Annotated in this window: 16 protein-coding genes; 10 read left to right on the forward strand and 6 right to left on the reverse strand. The window is 73.6% G+C overall.

The window, feature by feature from the left end:
* Positions 1-220: 220 nt before the first annotated feature.
* Positions 221-1,681: a basic amino acid/polyamine antiporter gene (locus ACF1BN_RS12235; RefSeq protein ID WP_392331512.1), complete on the forward strand. Its 1,461-nt coding sequence runs from the start codon at positions 221-223 to the stop codon at positions 1,679-1,681.
* A 46-nt stretch (positions 1,682-1,727) separates the two neighbouring features.
* Positions 1,728-2,999 (forward strand): arginine deiminase, encoded by a 1,272-nt coding sequence (locus ACF1BN_RS12240; protein WP_392331513.1) that lies wholly within the window; start codon positions 1,728-1,730, stop codon positions 2,997-2,999.
* 11 nt (positions 3,000-3,010) lie between these two features.
* On the opposite strand, the gene ACF1BN_RS12245 is transcribed toward ACF1BN_RS12240, so the two are convergent.
* Positions 3,011-4,582: a polysaccharide lyase family 1 protein gene (locus ACF1BN_RS12245; protein WP_392331514.1), complete on the reverse strand. Its 1,572-nt coding sequence runs from the start codon at positions 4,580-4,582 to the stop codon at positions 3,011-3,013.
* 514 nt (positions 4,583-5,096) lie between these two features.
* Here ACF1BN_RS12245 and ACF1BN_RS12250 point away from each other — a divergent pair.
* Together ACF1BN_RS12250 and ACF1BN_RS12255 are read left to right on the forward strand one after the other, a co-directional pair.
* The gene (locus ACF1BN_RS12250; RefSeq protein WP_392331515.1) at positions 5,097-5,483 is read left to right on the forward strand and encodes a VOC family protein; all 387 of its coding nucleotides are present in this window, start codon (positions 5,097-5,099) and stop codon (positions 5,481-5,483) included.
* Between the two features lie 145 nt (positions 5,484-5,628).
* A complete protein-coding gene (locus ACF1BN_RS12255) occupies positions 5,629-6,042 on the forward strand; it encodes a MazG-like family protein (protein ID WP_392331516.1) in 414 nt (137 codons plus the stop codon).
* Between the two features lie 87 nt (positions 6,043-6,129).
* On the opposite strand, the gene ACF1BN_RS12260 is transcribed toward ACF1BN_RS12255, so the two are convergent.
* The 3 genes from ACF1BN_RS12260 to ACF1BN_RS12270 all read right to left on the reverse strand — a co-directional run bounded on the left by ACF1BN_RS12260 (position 6,130) and on the right by ACF1BN_RS12270 (position 8,906).
* Positions 6,130-7,644 (reverse strand): SulP family inorganic anion transporter, encoded by a 1,515-nt coding sequence (locus ACF1BN_RS12260; protein WP_392331517.1) that lies wholly within the window; start codon positions 7,642-7,644, stop codon positions 6,130-6,132.
* A gap of 157 nt (positions 7,645-7,801) precedes the next feature.
* The gene (locus tag ACF1BN_RS12265) at positions 7,802-8,281 is read right to left on the reverse strand and encodes a carboxymuconolactone decarboxylase family protein (protein ID WP_392331518.1); all 480 of its coding nucleotides are present in this window, start codon (positions 8,279-8,281) and stop codon (positions 7,802-7,804) included.
* 79 nt (positions 8,282-8,360) lie between these two features.
* Positions 8,361-8,906: an SRPBCC family protein gene (locus ACF1BN_RS12270; protein ID WP_392331519.1), complete on the reverse strand. Its 546-nt coding sequence runs from the start codon at positions 8,904-8,906 to the stop codon at positions 8,361-8,363.
* A gap of 168 nt (positions 8,907-9,074) precedes the next feature.
* On the opposite strand from ACF1BN_RS12270, the gene ACF1BN_RS12275 reads away from it, so the two are divergent.
* A complete protein-coding gene (locus ACF1BN_RS12275; protein WP_392331520.1) occupies positions 9,075-10,625 on the forward strand; it encodes a TerD family protein in 1,551 nt (516 codons plus the stop codon).
* Positions 10,626-10,698: 73 nt separating this feature from the next.
* Here the strand turns inward: ACF1BN_RS12275 and ACF1BN_RS12280 are convergent, their stop codons facing one another.
* On the reverse strand, positions 10,699-11,931 hold the full coding sequence (locus ACF1BN_RS12280; RefSeq protein WP_392331521.1) for an ROK family transcriptional regulator: 1,233 nt from the start codon (positions 11,929-11,931) through the stop codon (positions 10,699-10,701).
* Between the two features lie 155 nt (positions 11,932-12,086).
* On the opposite strand from ACF1BN_RS12280, the gene ACF1BN_RS12285 reads away from it, so the two are divergent.
* Positions 12,087-12,386, forward strand: coding sequence for a hypothetical protein (locus ACF1BN_RS12285; RefSeq protein WP_392331522.1), 300 nt, complete (start codon positions 12,087-12,089; stop codon positions 12,384-12,386).
* A 127-nt stretch (positions 12,387-12,513) separates the two neighbouring features.
* Here ACF1BN_RS12285 and katG read toward each other — a convergent pair whose 3' ends face one another.
* Entirely contained in the window at positions 12,514-14,703 is a 2,190-nt protein-coding gene (katG, locus tag ACF1BN_RS12290) for a catalase/peroxidase HPI (protein ID WP_392331523.1), read from the reverse strand.
* Between the two features lie 255 nt (positions 14,704-14,958).
* On the opposite strand from katG, the gene ACF1BN_RS12295 reads away from it, so the two are divergent.
* The 4 genes from ACF1BN_RS12295 (at position 14,959) to ACF1BN_RS12310 (ending at position 19,227) form a co-directional block, all read left to right on the forward strand.
* On the forward strand, positions 14,959-15,774 hold the full coding sequence (locus ACF1BN_RS12295) for an alpha/beta fold hydrolase (protein ID WP_392331524.1): 816 nt from the start codon (positions 14,959-14,961) through the stop codon (positions 15,772-15,774).
* Between the two features lie 104 nt (positions 15,775-15,878).
* Positions 15,879-17,711: an ABC transporter ATP-binding protein gene (locus ACF1BN_RS12300; RefSeq protein ID WP_392331525.1), complete on the forward strand. Its 1,833-nt coding sequence runs from the start codon at positions 15,879-15,881 to the stop codon at positions 17,709-17,711.
* Between the two features lie 204 nt (positions 17,712-17,915).
* Positions 17,916-18,191 carry a hypothetical protein gene (locus tag ACF1BN_RS12305; RefSeq protein ID WP_392331526.1) on the forward strand — a complete coding sequence of 92 codons (276 nt, stop codon included), beginning with the start codon at positions 17,916-17,918 and terminating at the stop codon, positions 18,189-18,191.
* A 70-nt stretch (positions 18,192-18,261) separates the two neighbouring features.
* Positions 18,262-19,227 (forward strand): TIGR03557 family F420-dependent LLM class oxidoreductase, encoded by a 966-nt coding sequence (locus tag ACF1BN_RS12310; RefSeq protein ID WP_392331527.1) that lies wholly within the window; start codon positions 18,262-18,264, stop codon positions 19,225-19,227.
* The last annotated feature ends 46 nt before the right edge of the window (positions 19,228-19,273 follow it).

Here is a 19,273-nt window from a genome sequence, read left to right on the forward strand (position 1 = left end):
CGCCCGCCGCTGGTGCGCCCGCCTCCGGTACGCCCGCCTCGCCCTCGGCTCGAGGGCGGCGCGGGCCGGCGCCGGCAGGGAGGTCTCGGGCCCCGGGAAACGCGACCCGCATGATCGTACAAAACGGGCATAAGGGGGTGAAGGTCGCTAGAGTCTGAGCGGCCCGAGGTTCTTCTCCCCGCGCCGCACCGCGGCGCACGCGCACCGGCGAGGTACGCCCATGACCCCAGCGGAACCCGGCGCCGAGACCGCTTCCGGCGGCGCTCCGCCGGCGGTCAAGCTCAGCCTTCTCACGCTGACCGCGATGGTCGTCGGCTCCATGGTCGGCGCCGGAGTCTTCTCGCTGCCCCGCCGCTTCGCCCAGGAGACCGGCGTCGCCGGCGCGCTCATCGCCTGGGCCGTCGCCGGCACCGGCATGCTCATGCTCGCCTTCGTCTTCCAGACGCTCGCCGTGCGCCGCCCCGACCTCGACGCCGGCGTCTACGCCTACGCCAAGGCCGGCTTCGGCGAGTACCTGGGCTTCTTCTCCGCCTTCGGCTACTGGGCCAGCGCCTGCGTCGGCAACGTCACCTACTGGGTCCTCATCATGTCGACGGTCGGCGCCGTCGCGCCCTCCCTCGGGGACGGCGACACCGCCCTCGCGATCGTCCTCTCCTCGGTCGGCCTCTGGTGCTTCTTCCTCCTCATCCGGCGCGGGGTGAAGGAGGCGGCGGCCATCAACCGGATCGTCACGGTCGCCAAGATCGTGCCCATCCTGGTCTTCGTCCTCCTGGCGCTGTTCTGCTTCGAGCCGTCCGTCTTCGCCGAGAACTTCGGCGGCGCCGACTACGCGGGCTCCCTCTTCGACCAGGTCCGCGGCACCATGCTCGCCACCGTCTTCGTCTTCCTCGGCGTCGAGGGCGCCAGCGTCTACTCCCGGCACGCCAGGCGGCGCGAGGACGTCGGCCGCGCGACGATCCTCGGCTTCCTCAGCGTCTTCGCCGTCTTCGCCTCCGTCACCATCGTCTCGTACGGCATCCTGCCGATGAGCGAGATCGCCGAGCTGCGCCAGCCCTCCATGGCGGGCGTGCTGGAGGCGGCCGTCGGCACCTGGGGCAAGGCCTTCGTCAGCGTCGGCCTGATCGTCTCCGTCCTCGGCGCCTACCTCGCCTGGACCCTGATGGCCGCCGAGGTCCTCTACGTCGCCGCCCAGGACGACGACATGCCCCGCTTCCTCGGCCGCGCCACCAAGAACGACGTCCCCGCCCCCGCCCTGCTCATGACGACCGCGCTGAGCCAGGTCGTGCTCGTCGTCACCGCCTTCTCCGACGACGCCTTCAACTTCGCCCTCGACCTCACCAGCGCCCTCAGCCTCATCCCCTTCCTCCTCGCCGCCGCCTTCGCCCTCAAGATCGCCCTGCGGCCCCGGGAGAACCGGGTGGCCGGCGAGAGCACCCGGCGCGAACTCGTCGTCGCCTGCGTCGCCACCCTCTACACCGCCTTCCTGCTGTACGCGGCCGGGCTCAAGTTCGTCCTGGTCTCCCTGATCCTCTACGCCCCCGCCACCCTGCTCTTCGTGAAGGCCCGCCGGGAGCAGGGCCGGCGCCTCTTCTCCCCCCGGGAGGCGGTCATCTGCGCCGTCTCCGTGGCCGGTGCCGTCGTCGGCGTCATCGCCCTCGCCGTCGGCTGGATCGACCTGTGAACACCCCCGCGCACCCGTCCCCCAGGAACGTCAGGAAAGGCCGGCGATGACCCCCGCGACCCCCGAAGCCCCCGCGCACTCCCGCCCCCTCGGCGTCCACTCCGAGGTCGGCCGGCTCCACAAGGTCCTCGTCTGCTCGCCGGGCCTCGCCCACCGCCGGCTGACCCCGACCAACTCGGACGACCTCCTCTTCGACGACGTCATGTGGGTCGAGAACGCCCAGCGCGATCACGCCGACTTCGTCAACAAACTGGTCCAGCGCGGGGTCGAGGTCGTCGAGCTGCACAACCTGCTCACCGAGACCATGGCCCTCCCCGAGGCGAAGGCGTGGCTCCTCGACCGCAAGATCATCGCCAACGAGGTCGGCCTCGGACTCGTCGAGGAAACCCGCGCCTTCCTCGACTCCCTCGCCCCGCGCGAACTCGCCGAGCACCTGATCGGCGGCCTGTCCACCGCCGACCTCCCCCGGGACATCCGCTCCGGCTACGCAGCCCTGGCCCGCGAGGGCGTCGGCGCCCGCGAGTACCTGATGCCGCCGCTGCCCAACACCCTCTACACCCGGGACACCACCTGCTGGCTCTACGGCGGCGTCACCCTCAACCCGCTGTACTGGCCCGCCCGGCACGGCGAGACCCTGCTCATGAAGGCCGTCCACACCCACCACCCCGACTTCAAGGACGCCACCGTCTGGTGGGGCGATCCCGAGCGGGACTGGGGCCAGGCCACCTTCGAGGGCGGCGACATCATGCCCGTCGGCAACGGCGTCGTCCTCATGGGCATGAGTGAGCGCACCTCACGGCAGGCCATCACCCAGGTGGCCCGCTCGCTCTTCGAGAACGGCGCCGCCGAGCACGTCGTCGTGGCGGGCATGCCCAAGCTCCGCTCGGCCATGCACCTCGACACCGTCTTCACCTTCGCCGACCGGGACGTCGTCACCCTCTACCCGAGGATCATCGACGCGGTCCACAGCTTCTCGCTGCGCCCCTCCGACCGCGCCCCCGGCGTGGAGATCACCGACGAGGGCGACGCCCGGTTCACGGACGTCGTGGCGAAGGCGCTCGGACTGCCGGGGCTCCGGGTCATCGAGACCGGCGGCGACGTCTACGCCTCGGAGCGCCAGCAGTGGGACAGCGGCAACAACGCCGTCGCCCTGGAGCCGGGCGTGGTCTTCACGTACGACCGCAACACCCAGACCAACACGCTGCTGCGGAAGGCGGGCATCGAGGTCATCACCATCGTCGGCGCGGAGCTGGGCCGCGGACGGGGCGGCGGCCACTGCATGACCTGCCCCCTCGTCCGCGACCCGGTCGACTTCTGACGCCGGGACCGCTACGCGTACGTCTCGAACTCGGCGACGCGCGGGGTGCCGGTGGCCCCGGTGATCTCGAAGGTGACCTTGGAGAGCGAGGTCGCCGGGAAGGTGGCCGTGCCGGCCGCGCCGCCCGTGGCGAGGACGGCCCCGGTGTCGGCGTTCAGGAGCCGCCAGCCGGTGACGGTGCCGCCGCCGGACGCCTCGCGGACGCGGACCGACGAGATCGTCGTCGGGGAACCCCACTTGACCGAGACGGAGCCGGTGGTGCCGGCGGGCGACCAGTACGTGCCGAGGTCGCCGTCCCGGACGTTGCCGTAGCTGGTGCCGCCGGCCTTGCTGGAGCCGTCCGCGCCGGCGCCGATGCTCAGGTTGGTGCCGGACGGCGGAGCGGTCGTGGCGGTCGCCGTCGGGGTCGGGGTCGTCGGGGTGGGGGTGGGGTGGGACGTGGTGGCGGTCGGAGTCGGGCTCGGGGTCTGCGGGGTGCAGGAACCGTCGGAGACGAGCAGGCCCCTGCCCGCGCCGGCCGTGCGCGCCACGACGTCCGGGACGCAGGAGGCGCTGTCGGCGGTGTAGCCGTACGGGACGGACACGGTCGTGTTGGAGACCGGGTTCGGGCCGGCCGGGCGGTAGTCGGTTCCGGCGGGGGACCAGGTCACGTTGTCGAACACGTTCCCGGCGACCTGCCAGGAGCCGGCCGCGTCCGTGTAGAAGGTGCCGAGGACGTCCTTGGAGTCCTCGAAGTAGTTGTTCTCCACCTTGGCGCGGGCGCCGGCCCGGGAGTTGATGCCCGACTCGTTCAGCTGCCTGTAGTGGTTGCTGTACATGTGGGCGATGCCGCCGCGCAGCAGCGGGGCGCGGGAGTCGATGTTCTCGTACAGGTTGTGGTGGTAGGTGATGAAGCCGTTGCTGAGCTCCGTCTCGCTGGAGCCGACCAGGCCGCCGCGGCCGGAGTTGCGCAGCACGCTGTAGGAGAGCGTCACGTACTGGGTGTTGTCCTTCATGTCGAACAGGCCGTCGAAGCCCTCGGACTCGCCGCCGGAGGCCTCCAGGGTGACGTGGTCCACCCAGACGTTGCGGACGTCGCTCTCCATGCCGATGGCGTCGCCGCCGTTGGAGGTGGGGGAGCCGGACTTCTTCACGTTCCGGACGGTGACGTTCTGGATGATGATGTTGCTCGACTCGCGGATGTGGATGCCGAGCTGGTCGAAGACGGCGCCCGCGCCGACGCCGACGAGCGTGACGTTGCTGATCTGCTTGAGCTCGATGACCCCGGCGGCGGTGTTGCAGCTCGCGCCGGACACCTTGGCGGTGTTGGCGTGGTTGATCGTGCCCTCGACCTGGATGGTGATCGGGGTGCTGCTGGAGGCGCGTCCGCAGAGGGCCGCGTGGATCTCGGTGCCGGTGGTGGCCCGGACGGTCTGCCCGCCCGCGCCGCCGGTGGTCCCGCCGTTCTGGCTCGCGTAGCCGGTGGCGCCGGCGGCCACCGCGGCCGAGGCTTCCGGGATGGTCAGGACCGCACCCGTGGCGGCCGCGACCGCCATGGCGGCCAGAGCCGCCCTGAGTCGCGTGGAGGGGGATCGTCGTCCCATGCTCGCCTGCCCTTTCGTCGACGCCCGCGCGGTCGCGGACGTGTATGTCGTCGTCAGCCCCGTCCCTGGAGAAACGCAACATGGAAAGCGCTCTCTAGAAAGCGCTTTCGGCGCGTGACGATAGGCGCGGCGGCGAGTACCTGACAAGGCTTCGGACACGACGCGTACGAATCCGGCCGCCGCCCCGGCCCCACCCGCCCCGGTACGCCCCGGCATGCCCGGGACGCCCGGGACGCCATGCGGGGGTGACGCGGGGTGGCGCGGCGAGAGACGGGGCGGTCGTCGGCGGGATGCCGCTCCGGCCGGCGGGGGACCTCCGCGCCGGGCGAACGGACCTGACGGCCGGCGGAATTCGGGTGGGGTGGCGCCGGTCGGCCGTGATAGGGACTACCTGCACGGGGGAGGTGCGGACCGGTCGCGGGGCGGCCGGGGGCGGGTGCGGCGCGGCCGGGCCCGCGACCGCCGTCGCCCCCGTCGTACCGGCACCACCGAACGGAACCACGGGAGACACCGCATGCGCGTGAAAGCCTTCGACCACCTCGTCCTCAACGTCACCGACGTCGAGCGGGCCCTCGCCTTCTACACCGGCCCCCTGGGCCTCGCGCCGGAGCGGGTCGAGGAGTGGCGGGCCGGCAAGGTGCCGTTCCCGTCCGTCCGGATAGACGAGGGCACCGTCATCGACCTGTTCTCCCGGTCCCGGGGCGAGTCCAACGTCGACCACATCTGCCTCGTCGTCGACCCGCTCGACTGGCGGGAGGTCATCGACTCCGGCGCCTTCGACGTCCTGGAGGGCCCGGTCCCGCGCTGGGGCGCCCGCGGCTCGGCCCAGTCCGTCTACGTGCGGGACCCGGACGGCAACACGGTCGAGCTCCGCTGGTACCCGCAGGACCAGGAGGCGTAGCGTCCACGGTCCAGGAGGTGTGCTGCCCGCGGTCCCGGAGGCGCCCGCGGTCCCGGAGGCGCCCGTGGTCCCGGAGGCGCCCAGGGTCCCGTAGGCATCGCGCCCACGAATCCCGGAGCGCCGCCGCGACTGGCAGGCTGCCCCCATGACCGACGACGACACCTGGACCACCGTCACCCGCCTCCACGACTGGCTCACGGCCCATCAGGACCTGCCGCCCGGTCAGGAGATCCTGCTCCGCGTCCTCAAGCTGTCGGAGGAGGTCGGGGAGGCGGCGCAGGCGGTGATCGGGGCCACCGGGCAGAACCCGCGCAAGGGCACCAGCCACAGCTGGACCGATGTCGAGGCGGAGCTCTGCGACGTCGTCATCACCGCCATGGTCGCCCTGCGGACCCTGACCCCGGACGCGTCCGAGGTCTTCGCCGCCCATCTGCGGCGGGTGGCCGACCGCTCGCTCCACCGCCCGTCGGCCGGTGCCCGGGACGAGCGGGACGGTCGGGGCGGCGATGCCCGCGACGATCCGGGCGCGGGTGGTCACGGGGACGGCCGGGACCGGTGAGCCGGTGACCGCCGCCCTCCAGGACGACGGTCACCACGACACGCGCCCGCCCGCACCGGGGACGCCCGAGCGGACGGGCCGAGGGTCCTAGGAAGCGCCGAGGCGGTCCCGGAGCGCCGCGCCCGCGGCGTCGAGGCCGGTGATCTCGACGGTCTTCCCGTGCCGGGCGTACGCCGCCACGACGGCGTCCAGGGCGGCGACGGCGGATCCGTCCGAGACCCGCGCGGCGGACAGGTCGATCACCACCCGGTCGGGGTCTCCGGCGTGGTCGAAGCGGTCCGCGAAGGCCTCGGCGGAAGCGAAGAACAGCTCACCCGAGACCCGGTGGACGACGGTCGTCCCGTCCGGGTCGGTGACCGAGGTGACGGTGGTGCGCCGGGCCACCCGCCGGGTGAAGACGAGCGTGGCGGTGACCGAGCCGACGACGACGCCGAGGGCGAGGTTGTGGGAGACGAGGACGCAGCCGAGGGTGACCAGCATGACGACGGTCTCCCCGACGGGGGCCTTCCGCAGGGTGCGCGGGGCGACGGACTCCCAGTCGAAGGCGGCGACCGAGACGATCACCATGACCGCCACCAGCGCGGCCATCGGGATCCGGGAGACCACCGGCCCGAGGATCACGCACAGCACCAGCAGGAACGCGCCGGAGAGGAAGGTGGAGACCCGGGTGCGGGCGCCCGCGACCTTCACGTTCATCATCGTCTGGCCGATGACGGCGCAGCCGCCCATCCCGCCGAACAGACCGGTGACGACGTTCGCGACGCCCTGGCCGATCGACTCCCGGGTCTTGTTCGACGGCGTGTCTGTGAGGTCGTCGACGAGCTTCGCCGTGAGCAGCGACTCCACCAGCCCGACCAGGGCGACGGCGAAGGCGTACGGGGCGATCGTCGCCAGCGTGCCGAGGGTGAAGGGCACGTCGGGCAGGCCGGGGACGGGGAGCGCCGACGGCAGCGCGCCGCGGTCGCCGACGGTCGGCACGGCGATGCCGGCGGCCACCGTCACGAGGGTGAGGACGGTGATGGTGACGAGCGGCGCGGGCACCAGCGTCGTCACCTTCGGGAAGAGCACCAGCAGGACGATCCCCGCCGCGATCAGCGCGTACACGGCCATCGGCACGTTCCGCGTCTCGGGGAGCTGGGCGAGGAACACCAGGGCGGCCAGCGAGTTCACCGAGCCGACCAGCACCGGCCGCGGGACGAAGCGCATCAGCTTCGCCACCCCGACGATCCCCAGCACGATCTGGAAGAGCCCGGCGAGGATGACGGTGGCGATCAGGAACTGGACGCCGTGCTCCCGGTTGACCGGCGCGATGACGAGCGCCACGGCCCCGGTGGCGGCCGAGATCATCGCCCGTCGTCCGCCGACGATCGCCGTCGTGACGGCCATGGTGAAGGAGGCGAAGAGCCCGAGTGCGGGGTCGACCCCGGCGATCACCGAGAAGGCGATCGCCTCCGGGATCAGCGCGAGGGCGACGACGAGCCCCGCGAGCACCTCCGTCCGCCACACCCGAGGATCGCGCAGCCAGTCCGGCCCGGGGGCGCGGAACCGGGGGCGGACCGGTGTCGGGGCGGCTTCGGGGGCGGTGGTGGCGGCGGAAGGCAAGGAGGGAGGACCTGTCGTACGAGGGAGGGCGAGCCCCGGGCGACGGCTCGGCGGCTCGGGCGACCCACAGACTTTACCCGGCCGGGCCCCTCCCGGGTCGGCCGCCCGTTCGACCGGGCCCCCGGTGGGCCCGCTCCCACGGTCGGCGCGTCCGCCGTCAGGCCGGTCGTACGGGGTGCTTGCTGAGGATCGAGACCCGGTTGAAGGCGTTGATGGTGATGGCGACCCAGATCACGGCGGAGAGCGCGGCGTCGTCCAGGACCTCGCGGGCCTCGGCGTAGGCCCGCTCCTGGGCGTCGGCCTCGGCGGGGTGGGTGGTGGCCTCGGCGAGCGCGAGGGCGGCCCGCTCGCGCGGGGTGAAGAGCGCGGTGTCCCGCCAGGCGGCGAGCACGCCGAGGCGGCGGGGGGTCTCGCCGGCGGCGAGGGCGGCGCGGGTGTGCGCGTCGAGGCAGGAGGCGCAGCCGTTGAGCTGGGAGACGCGCAGGTTCACCAGCTCGACGAGGATCCGGTCGAGGCCGGCGTCGTCCGCGGCGGCGCGGACGGTCTGCGCGGTCCGGACGTACGCCTTGTAGGCGTCGGGGGTCTGCTTGTCGAGGAAGATCCGCTGTCCGGCGGTGGCCACCACGGCGTCGCTCACTGTCCGCTCCTTCACCGTCGCCCCGCGCGTGCCGCGGGGCGTGCGGACATCATCTCCCTCTTGGTAGTTGAAAAGCAAACTAAATAGGGGTGCCGCCCGGACCGGTCGACGGAGCCGCCGCGTCCGGAGGAGGGGGTACGGGACCGGGCGCCGTCCCCGGAGAGCGCCGCGCTCCGGCGGGCCGCAGCCGGCCGCGCCAGGCGCCGGTCGCCGCGTGCCGGTCCTCGACGAAGTCCTTGAACCGCCGGAGGTCTCCGGAGACCCTGCTGGACACCACGCCCAGCGCGGCGGCAGCACGCTCCGCCGCCCCCTCGGGCTCCATCTCCAGCACCAGCCGCACGCGCGTGTGCGTGGCGTCGATCGGCTCGAAGGTGACGAGGCCGCGCTGGCGCACCTCGCCGCCCACCGTCCGCCAGGCGATCCGCTCGTCCGGGAGCTGGTCGACGATCTCGGCGTCGAACTCCCGCCGGACCCCGGCGATCCCCGTACGCCAGTGCAGATGCCGTTCGTCGGTCTGCTCCACGGCGATCACACCGTGCATGAAGCGCGGGAACTCCTCGAACTGCGTCCACTGGTCGTACACCCGCCGCAACGGCGCGTCGACCCGGATCGTGCCGTGGACCACGGTCCTCACCTCCTGGCCGGACGGAACCAGTGTCACACCCGCGCGGGCCCCGCGCCGGGCGGCGCACGCGCGCGGCTCCGACCTGCGGCCCTTGTCCCGGGGCCGCGCGTCGCCGAGGATCTTCCCTGTTCGACCGGGTGGGGACACGAGGGGAAGGGGCCGAGCGCGATGACGACGCTGACCAAGGGGGGCAACGGCTTCGTGCCGACCGTGCCGCTGCGGATCGCCGTGCGCGGCCGCGCCACGGACGCGATGGCGCTCCTCCTCACCGAGCGGGGGGTCGTCCGGGGCGACCACGACGTGGTCTTCCACGGGCAGCCCGAGCACCCGACCGGTGCCGTGCGGCTCACCCGCGCCGAGGACGGCGGCGACTGGCTGGAGATCGCGCTGCCGACCGTCGAGCCGGAGGTCGCCCGCGTCCTCGTCGTCGGCTCCACCGACCGGGGCACCCTCCGGGACGTGCCCGGGCTCGCCGTGGAGGCGATCGCCCCCGACGGCACGCCGGTCGCCCGCTACGACGTGACCGACGCGGCGGGGGAGACCGCGATGGTGCTCGCCGAGCTCTACCGCCGGGCCGGCGGCTGGAAGTTCCGGGCCGTCGGGCAGGGCTGGGCCGAAGGCCTGGAGGGCCTGGCCACCGATCACGGCGTCCACGTCGCCGGAGCGGACCCGACGGGCACGCCCACGCCCGCGCCGGCCCCCGCGCGGCAGACCCCGCAGCCGGACTTCCCGGTCCCCGCCCCGGCCCCCGTTCCCGGCTTCGCTCCCGCACCTGCCCCGGCGCCCGCTCCGGCACCCGGCTTCGCTCCGCCGCCCGCCGCCGTCGTGCCGCCCGGAGCCGTTCCCGCACCGGCTCCCGCTCCGGCACCGGGGCCCGGCTCCGTGACCCCCCGGTACCCGGCGGCCCCCGCCCCCGCTCCGGTCGGCTACGGCACTCCGGCAGCCGCCCAGGGCGGATACGGCGCCCCGGCACCCGCCCAGGCCGCTCAGCCCGTCCCCGCGGCGCCCGCCGGGCCCGCGGCGCCCGGTCAGGACGACGTGTGGGCGTACGGGCCGGTGTTCGACCCGTACACCGAGACCGGCCGCGACAACGACGTGATCACCGTGGACGGACTCCCGCCCGGCCCCGTCGTCGTGCAACTGGAGGTCCCGGACGCCGGGTACACGGGACTGACGATCCTCGACCGCCGCAACAAGGAGGGCGACAACCTGGTCAACAGCACCGAGGATCACTACTTCGGCCGGGTCCTCGCCACCGTCCCCGGCCACGGCACCCTGCGCCTCCGCCTGGAGGCCGAGGGCCCGTGGCGCCTGGACGTGTCGCCGCTCGCCTCGGCCCGGCCGCTGACCGAGCGGGAGGCGGAGTTCCGCGGTCCTGACGTGCTGCTGCACACCGGCGGCGTCGCCGACCTCGCGATCGACTACCGGGGCGACGACAACCTCATCGTCAACGTCTACGAACTGGCCGGCCACGACGACCACGCCGCGCTGCCCCACGACGACAACGTCGTCAACGAGATCGGCAAGCGGCGCGAGACCGTCCCGCTCACCGAGGGACCGCTCGTCGTCCAGTTCGAGATGGCCGACGGCCCGTGGCGCGCCCGGCTCAAGCGGGTCTCGCCGCGCACCGGACCGCTCTTCGCCGAGAGTGCCCCCGCGAACCCGTGGCAGACCCCGGCACCGCAGGACCGGAAGGGCTGGTTCTCCCGGGGCCGCTGACCGGCACCGCCCCAGCCGTCGGCCCCGCCCCGGCCTCCCGCCCCGCCAGCCCGCCCCGCCCGCCGGCCGCGGCTCAGACGCTCCGGCCGACCGGCGACGGCCCGCCGAAGACGTCCTCGCGGGCCGCCGTCAGCGCGAGGTCGAGCGCGCCGGCGAGCACCGGGTTCCCGGTCACCGCCGACAGCCGGATCGCCGCCCGCGAGTGGGACAGGACCCGCAGCTCCCGCTCGACCAGCGCGCGCAGCGGCTCGCCGCCCGCGGCGCAGAGCCGGCCCGCGAGGACGACGAGCCCCGGGTCCACGACGGTGACGATCGAGGCGAGCCCGGCGGCCAGCCGGGCCGCCACCCGCCCCAGCCCCGCCCGCGCCGCCTCGGCCTCCTCGCCCGCCGGGAGCGGCCCCCGCGCGCCGTCCCCCGCCCGGCGCACCGCCTCCGTCACCGTCTCGGTGAAGTCCGCGCCCGGGACGCCGTGGGAGTGGAGCAGGTCGCGTACCGTGTCGCCGCCGGCCAGCTGCTGGTAGCCGTGGTGCCCGTAGTGGTCGCCGGCCTCCCGGGCGGTGGCCGCGCCGGGCAGCGGGAGGTAGCCGACCTCGCCCGCCCCGCCGAAGTGGCCCCGGTGCAGGCGCCCGTCGAGGACGAGGGCGGCGCCCAGCCCCTCGTCCGCCCACAGGAGGACGAAGTCGGGGCAGTCGGCGGCCGCGTGGGCCCGCTCGGCGACCGCCGCGAGGTTGACGTCGTTCTCGATCCGGACCGGGAGCCCCAGGGCTTCGGCGAGCGTCCGCTCCACGTCGGGCACGAGCCAGGCCGCCATGTCCTCGACGCTCGCGTAGCAGAGTCGGCCGGTCGTCGGGTCCACCGCGCCCTGCACGCCGACGACCACCCGCTTCGGCGGCTCAGGCGTCGGGACCCGGTCGAGCGCCGAGCGCAGCGCCGCCACGAGCTCCGCCCGCCCGGAACCGCCGGGCGCGGGCGCCTCCGCCTCGCCGATCACCGCGCCGGTGATGTCGGCGGCCCGCACCGCGATCCACTCCGGCGTCACGTCCACGGCCGTCACGTAGGCCGCCGCCGGGTTGACCCGGTACGTCTCCGGTACCCGGCCCGGCAGGCCGGTGCGCAGTCCGTTGCCGACCACCAGTCCCGCGCCTTCGAGGCGCGCGAGGACCTGGGAAGCGGTGGGCTTGGAGAGGCCGGTCAGCCGGCTGATCTCGGGGCGGGTGAGCGGGCCCTGACGGAGCAGCAGATGGAGGGCGGCGCGGTCGTTGACCGCCCGTACGAGTCCGGGGGTGCCGCGGACGAGCTCGGTCAACTGCCCTCCGCACGCGGGTCGGCCTCGGTTCGAACGCCCACCCTACAGCGCGGTCCTCCGCCCCAGGAGGGGGTCGGCCGGCGGGCCCGGTGGCCCGTTCGGAGGACGCCGGGGCGCCTCGCGTGTCCCCCGGCGGAACGTTCCGTTGTGAGGGTGTGACCTCACCTCGACGCATCTCCTCGGTCCTCGCGGTCGCCGCCGCGTTCTCCTGCCTCGGCGGCGCCGCCACCCAGGCCGTCGCCGCCCCCTCGGGGCCGCTCGGACCGCCGATCAGCCCGATCGCCGAACTCGACGCCCTCGCCACCACCGGCATGCCGGAGGAGGCCCGGGCCGGCTACCCCGGCGTCGGCGAGCAGCTCGGCGGACTGAGCCGGATCAACGAACTCCACCAGCTCCACCAGCTCACCGACCAGGCGGCGCCGGTCACCGGACTGCTCCCCGCGATCTCCACCTGACGCCCGCACGACTCCGGCGCCCGGACGGCCGCAGCACGACCGTCCGGGCGCCGGCCCGCGTCCGGCCCCGGCGCCCCAGAGTCCCGGCGCCTGAGCGGCCTGCCGCCCGAGGGACCGGCCCGGCGGCTCAGCGCAGGTCGAAGCGGTCCAGCTTCATCACCTTCGACCACGCGGAGACGAAGTCGCGCACGAACTTCGCGCCCGCGTCCTTCGCCGCGTACACCTCCGCCAGGGCCCGCAGCTGTGCGTGGGAGCCGAAGACGAGGTCCACCGCGGTGCCCGTCCACTTCAGGCCACCGGTGGCCCGGTCCCGGCCCTCGTAAACGTTCTCGTCCGACGCGGAGACCTTCCACTCCGTCCCCATGTCGAGCAGGTTGACGAAGAAGTCGGTGGTCAGGCTGCCGGGACGGTCGGTGAACACGCCGTGGCGGACCCCGCCGTGGCCGGTGTCCAGCGCCCGCATGCCGCCGATCAGCGCCGTCATCTCCGGCGCGGTCAGCGTGAGCATGCTGGCCCGGTCGAGCAGCAGCGTCTCCGGCGACAGCTTCTCGCCCGGCCGCAGGTAGTTGCGGAAGCCGTCGGCACGCGGTTCGAGCACCGCGAACGACTCCACGTCCGTGTCCTCCTGGGAGGCGTCCGTCCGGCCGGGCGCGAACGGCACCGTCACCTCGTGGCCCGCGTCCTTCGCGGCCCGCTCGACCGCCGCGCAGCCGCCCAGCACGATCAGGTCGGCCAGCGAGATCCGCGTCCCGTCGGTCCGTCCGGCGGCGAACTCCTCACGGATCGCCTCCAGCGTGCCGATCGCCTCGGTCACCTCGGGCAGGTCGTTGACGGCCCAGTCCTTCTGGGGCGCGAGCCGGAGCCGCGCCCCGTTCGCGCCGCCGCGCCTGTCGGTGCCGCGGAAGCTCGCCGCCGCCGCCCAGGCCGTCGTGACCAGCTGGGGCACGGTCAGCCCGGACGAGAGGATCCGCTCCTTGAGAGCGGCGATGTCCTCGTCCCCGACCAGATCGTGGTCGACCGGCGGCACCGGGTCCTGCCACAGCTGCGGTTCCGGGATCCACGGCCCGAGGTAGCGGGACAGCGGGCCCATGTCACGGTGCAGCAGCTTGTACCAGGCCTTGGCGTACGCCTCCGCCAGCAGCTCCGGGTTCTCGTGGTAGCGGCGGGCGATCGGCTCGTACACCGGGTCCATGCGCAGCGACAGGTCGGTCGTCAGCATGATCGGCGCGTGCCGCTTCGACGGGTCGTGCGCGTCCGGGACGGTGTCCTGCGCGGCCGGGTCGGCCGGCGTCCACTGCCGGGCGCCCGCGGGGCTGGTCGTCAGCTCCCACTCGTACCGGAAGAGGTTGTCGAGGAAGCCGTTGTCCCAGGTGGTCGGGGAGGTGGTCCAGGCCCCCTCCAGACCGCTGGTCAGGGAGTCGCCGCCGACGCCGGTGCCGTACGCGTTCTTCCAGCCGAGGCCCAGCTGCTCGACCGGCGCGGCCTCCGGCTCAGGGCCGATGTACTCGGGGCTCACCGCCCCGTGGCACTTGCCGAAGGTGTGGCCGCCGACGATGAGCGCGACCGTCTCCTCGTCGTTCATCGCCATCCGGCCGAAGGTCTCGCGGATGTCGCGGGCGGCGGCCAGCGGGTCCGGGTTCCCGTTCGGGCCCTCCGGGTTGACGTAGATCAGGCCCATCTGGACCGCGCCGAGCGGTCCCTTGAGCTCCCGGTCACCGCTGTAGCGCTCGTCGCCGAGCCAGGTGTCCTCCGAACCCCAGAAGATCTCCTCGGGCTCCCAGATGTCCTCCCGGCCGAATCCGAATCCGAAGGTCTTGAAACCCATCGATTCCATCGCGCAGTTCCCCGCGAAAACCAGGAGATCGGCCCAGGAGATCCGCTGACCGTACTTCTGCTTGACCGGCCAGAGAAGCCGGCGGGCCTTGTCCAGGCTCGCATTGTCCGGCCAGCTGTTCAGCGGCGCGAAACGCTGGGCACCGCTTCCGCCGCCGCCCCGTCCGTCGGCGATGCGATAGGTGCCGGCCGCGTGCCAGCTCATTCGGATGAAAAGCGGACCGTAGTGCCCGTAGTCCGCCGGCCACCATTCCTGGGAATCCGTCATCAGGGCGATGACGTCCCGCTTCAGCTCCTCGACGTCCAGGCCCGCGAACTCCTTCGCGTAGTCGAAGCCCTGGTCGAGGGGGTCGGCCTGCGGATCGTTCCGATGGAGTACGGAGAGGTCCAGCTGGTCCGGCCACCAGTCCTGATTGGTCCGGGGCCTGGTCACCTCGGGGGTGGGGGACGGAATTGCCGGGTTCTCGCTCTCGCTGCCGGTCACGTACGGCCTTCTTCCTGTGTGCTCTCGCCATTTACCGCCGCCGGCCGGTATGCACACGACGGCGCGTCCGTATGGTCGCGCACCGGGGTCCCCGGCCAGGTGAACACGCAGGACCGGCCCGCGCGGAATGCACCGGAACGGCCGCAGAGCCCGCCGTACGCCTTTCCTCCGCACTCCCGGTTGAGCGTCAGGAAAGCCCTCCCTACGCTGGAGAAGTCCGCGGTCCGGGAAAGGCGAGCGACGAGGAGGACGCCGATGGCCACCGTCGCCGTGCACCGCGCCGTCCTCGACGGCGGGCGCCCGACGCTCCCGTACGCGGAGGCCGGACGGCCGGGGAACGGGCCGCCGCTCGTCCTCGTCCACGGCTACGCCGACTCCTGGTGGACCTTCGAGCCGATGCTGCGCGCCATGCCGTCCGCGCTGCACGCCTACGCGCCGACCCAGCGCGGCCACGGCGACGCCGACAAGCCCGGGGAGGGCTACCTCCCCGAGGACTTCGCCGACGACCTCGTCGCCTTCCTCGACCACCTCGGGATCGAGCGGGCCGTCCTCGTCGGCGGGTCGAGCGGCGGCGTCCAGGCCCGGATCGTCGCCGGCCGGCGGCCCGACCGGGTCGCCGGCCTGGTCCTGCTCGGGGTTCCCGCCCTGCTCGCCGACAAGCCCGGGGCCACCTCGCTCCGGGAGGCCGTCGACGCCCTGGAGGACCCGGTGGACCGGGCGTTCGCCGCCGACTTCACCCGCGGGTTCGCCGAGGGACGGGTCGCGCCGGGGTTCCTGGAGACCCTCGTCGACGAGAACCTGAAGGTGCCGGCCCGCGTCTGGCGCGCGACCCTGCACGGTCTCCTGGAGACCGACCTCGCGGCCACCCTCACCGGGATCCTCGTGCCCACCCTCGTCGTCTGGGGCGACCGGGACCCGCTGCTCACCCGTTCGGACCAGCAGCTCCTCCTCGACGCGATCCCCGACTCCCGCCTCCTCGTCCACGAGGGCGCCGGCCACGTCGTGTACTGGGAGGACCCCGACCGGGTCGTGCGCGAGCTCGTCGCCTTCACCGCCGGGCTGCGCGCCTGATCCGTACCGAGCCCCCGGCCCGGCCGGAAAACCCGTGGACCGTCCCCACCACCCTCCGCCACACTCCGTCACCTTACGTGTCGGAACGACGACGGAAGGTCGTGATGGGAACGTCAGAACAACGCGACGGCGGACCGGGCAAAGGCTCCGTCCGCCTCGCGCTCCGGTATTACGGAGGAGAGCTGGTGCGGCTCAAACGCGTGGCCGTGCCCGCGCTGCTGCTGCCCGCGCTCGGCAACATCGGCATCCAGTACCTCGCCCCGCTCGTGGTCGCCAAACTCGTCGGCAGGGTCGCCGACGGCGGCTCCGTCACCCTCGACTCGGTCCTGCCCTACGCCCTCGCCTTCGCCGGCGTCCTGCTCCTCGGCGAGGCGCTGTGGCGGGTCGGCTTCCACTGCCTCAACCGGCTCGACGCCCGCGGCATCGAGCACCTCTACGTCGTCGGCATGGACGAACTCCTCGCCAAGGACGCGGCGTTCTTCCACGACAACTTCGCCGGCTCGCTCACCAAACGGGCCATCAGCTTCGCGTCCCGCTTCGAGGACTTCGTCGACACCCTGACCTTCCAGGTCATGGGCAGCCTCGTGCCGCTGCTGTTCGCCTCCGTGGTCCTCTGGCAGTACGACCCGCTGCTGGTCGTCGGGCTCCTCGTGATGATCGCGTTCACCGCCGTGTGCGTGTTCCCGCTCGTCCGCCGGCGCCAGCGCATCGTCGCCGACCGCGAGCAGGCCATCGCCCGCGTGTCGGGGCACGTCGCCGACGTGCTCACCAACATGGACAGCGTCCGCTCCTTCGCCGCCGAGAGGCGGGAGGCCGCCGAACACCGGGCCCGCGTCGCCGAGTCGCGCCGGATCACCCTGCGCTCCTGGGACTACGGCAACCTGCGCATCGACACCCTCGTCGCGCCGCTCTCCGTCCTCACCAACGTGCTCGGACTGGTGCTCGCCCTGACGCTCGGCGCGGGGGAGCGGGGCGTGGAGGCGATCATCGTGGCGTTCACGTACTACGCCAACGCCACCCGGATCATGTTCGAGTTCAACCAGATCTACCGGCGGCTCGAAAGCTCCATGACGGAGGCCGCCCAGTTCACCGAACTCCTCCTCGAACCCCCGACCGTCGTGGACCCGCCGGCGCCCGAACCGCTCGCCGGACCGTCCGGACACGTCCGCTTCGAGGGCGTGCACTTCGCCCACCGGGGCGCCGCGCCGCTCTTCGAGGGCCTCGACCTCGACGTGCCCGGTGGCACCAAGGTCGGTTTCGTCGGCCGCTCCGGCGGCGGCAAGACCAGCCTCACCCGGCTGCTCCTGCGGATGACCGACGTCGACGGCGGACGGATCCTGATCGGCGGTCAGGACATCAGCCGCATGCGCCAGTCCGACCTGCGCGGCCTCATCGCCTCCGTACCGCAGGACCCGGCGATGTTCCACCGCACCCTCAGGGAGAACATCGCCTTCGCCCGGCCCGGCGCCACGGAGGCCGAGATCCGCGCCGCCGCCGAGGCCGCCCACGTCACCGAGTTCGCCGACGCGCTGCCCGAGGGGTTCGACACCCTGGTCGGGGAGCGTGGTGTGAAGCTCTCCGGCGGCCAGCGGCAACGGGTGGCACTGGCCCGGGCGATCCTGCGCGACGCCCCGATCCTCCTCCTCGACGAGGCGACCAGCGCCCTCGACTCGGAGAGCGAACTCCTCGTCCAGGACGCCCTGTGGCGGCTCATGGAGGGCAGGACCGCGCTCGTCGTGGCCCACCGGCTCTCCACCGTCGCCGGCATGGACCGGCTGGTGGTCCTCGACCGCGGCCGGATCGTCGAACAGGGCGACCACCACCAGCTGCTCGCCGCCGAAGGGGCGTACGCCAAACTCTGGCAGCACCAGTCGGGCGGCTTCCTCGACGAGACCGCCACCGGGCGGACCGGGCCGGAGGCCCCCGTGCCCCGCTGACCGCCCGCGCCCACCGGCCCGCACCCCCTCGACCAGCGGCTTCACCCGGGCGTGCCGGACCGCGGGGGCTGCGGGCCGTGCGGGTGCGGACACGGTCCGCGTCTGCCAGCCTGGTGCCAGCGTGCCCGGCACAACGCCTTGACGGAAACCGTCCGTCCCACCGCCTGCGGGCGGTGGGACGGCGTACGACGGAAGGAGGCGGTCATGCTCATCGGCCATGCCTTCGAAGAGGGCGTCCTGCACCTGTCGCTCCCGGGCGACCTCGCCCTCTCCAGCCGTTCCGCCGCCGATCTGGAGGCCCAGGCTCTGGCCCACGCCCACCGGCCCCGGCACGTCCGGGTCCAGCTCACCACCACCGACCCCAGCCCCGCCTCGCTGAGCGTGCTTTCTTGCGTCCGCCGCTTCTGCGAGAACGTCCGGATACCCATGACCGTCGTCGGCCCGGTCAGAACCCCGGCGACGGTCCCCCTCCAGGAATGAGGACGTGCCCGGCGGCATGCCGACGGCCCTCCTCCGTTTACGGCCGGACGGGCCCGGCAAGTCGCCGCGCATGACAGATTTCGGCTACACGATGATGACCGAGCAGGCGGGCCCCCGTGAGCTGGTCGACCACGTGGTCGAGGCCGAACGCGTCGGCTTCGACTTCTCCGTGATCTCCGACCACTCCTTTCCCTGGCTCGACGAGCAGGGGCACGCCCCGTACGCCTGGAGCGTGCTCGGCGCCGCCGCCCAGGCCACCACCCGCATCCCGCTGATGACCTTCGTGACCTGCCCGACCTTCCGCTACCACCCGGCCGTCGTCGCGCAGAAGGCGGCGACGCTGCAACTCCTCTCCGAAGGCCGGTTCCGGCTCGGCCTGGGCTCCGGCGAGAACCTCAACGAACACGTCGTCGGAGCCGGCTGGCCCACCGCCCGCGAACGGCTGGACCGCCTGGAGGAGGCGGTCGGCATCATCCGCGCGCTCTTCACCGGCGAGTACGTCACCCGCCACGGGCGCCACTTCGACGTGACCGCCGCCCGGCTCTGGGACCTGCCCGACCGGCCGCCCCCGCTCGGCATCGCCGCCTCGGGACCGCGCTCCTGCGCGCTCGCCGGGCGGCTCGGCGACCTCCTCGTCGCCGTCGAACCGGAGCGGCGGCTCACCGAGGACTTCGACCGGAACGGCGGCGCCGGCAAGCCGAGGATCGGCCAGCTCGCCCTCTGCTACGACACCGACCGCGACGCGGCCGTCGCCCGTGCCCACGAGCAGTTCCGCTGGTCCCTCGGGGGCTGGCGGGTCAACCCCGAGCTGCCGCTGCCGGCCGGCTTCGCCCAGGCCACCGCGCACGTCGGTCCCGAGGACGTGGCCGCGGCGATTCCGTGCGGCGACGACCCGGGCGCCGTGGTCGAGGCCGCCGCGGCCTACCGGAGGGCCGGCTTCACCGACCTCGCCCTCGTCCAGATCGGCGGCGGACACCAGGGCCCCTTCCTGGAGTGGGCCGGGACCACCCTGCTGCCCGCCCTGCGGGCGGCGTGACGGCGGCGGACCGGCCGGGGCGGAACCGCCGGGGCGCCCCGGCAGG

Source organism: Streptomyces sp. NPDC014861 (assembly GCF_043081625.1).
Classification (GTDB): domain Bacteria; phylum Actinomycetota; class Actinomycetes; order Streptomycetales; family Streptomycetaceae; genus Streptomyces.

What these genes read in the sequence shown, in the direction of transcription:
- ACF1BN_RS12275 (WP_392331520.1), top strand. Translation starts at nt 9,075, where the DNA reads ATGACGACGCTGACCAAGGGGGGCAACGGCTTCGTGCCGACCGTGCCG.
- ACF1BN_RS12295 (WP_392331524.1), top strand. Translation starts at nt 14,959, where the DNA reads ATGGCCACCGTCGCCGTGCACCGCGCCGTCCTCGACGGCGGGCGCCCG.
- ACF1BN_RS12310 (WP_392331527.1), top strand. Translation starts at nt 18,262, where the DNA reads ATGACAGATTTCGGCTACACGATGATGACCGAGCAGGCGGGCCCCCGT.
- ACF1BN_RS12305 (WP_392331526.1), top strand. Translation starts at nt 17,916, where the DNA reads ATGCTCATCGGCCATGCCTTCGAAGAGGGCGTCCTGCACCTGTCGCTC.
- ACF1BN_RS12250 (WP_392331515.1), top strand. Translation starts at nt 5,097, where the DNA reads ATGCGCGTGAAAGCCTTCGACCACCTCGTCCTCAACGTCACCGACGTC.
- ACF1BN_RS12245 (WP_392331514.1), bottom strand. Translation starts at nt 4,582, where the DNA reads ATGGGACGACGATCCCCCTCCACGCGACTCAGGGCGGCTCTGGCCGCC.
- ACF1BN_RS12255 (WP_392331516.1), top strand. Translation starts at nt 5,629, where the DNA reads ATGACCGACGACGACACCTGGACCACCGTCACCCGCCTCCACGACTGG.
- ACF1BN_RS12300 (WP_392331525.1), top strand. Translation starts at nt 15,879, where the DNA reads ATGGGAACGTCAGAACAACGCGACGGCGGACCGGGCAAAGGCTCCGTC.
- ACF1BN_RS12235 (WP_392331512.1), top strand. Translation starts at nt 221, where the DNA reads ATGACCCCAGCGGAACCCGGCGCCGAGACCGCTTCCGGCGGCGCTCCG.
- ACF1BN_RS12240 (WP_392331513.1), top strand. Translation starts at nt 1,728, where the DNA reads ATGACCCCCGCGACCCCCGAAGCCCCCGCGCACTCCCGCCCCCTCGGC.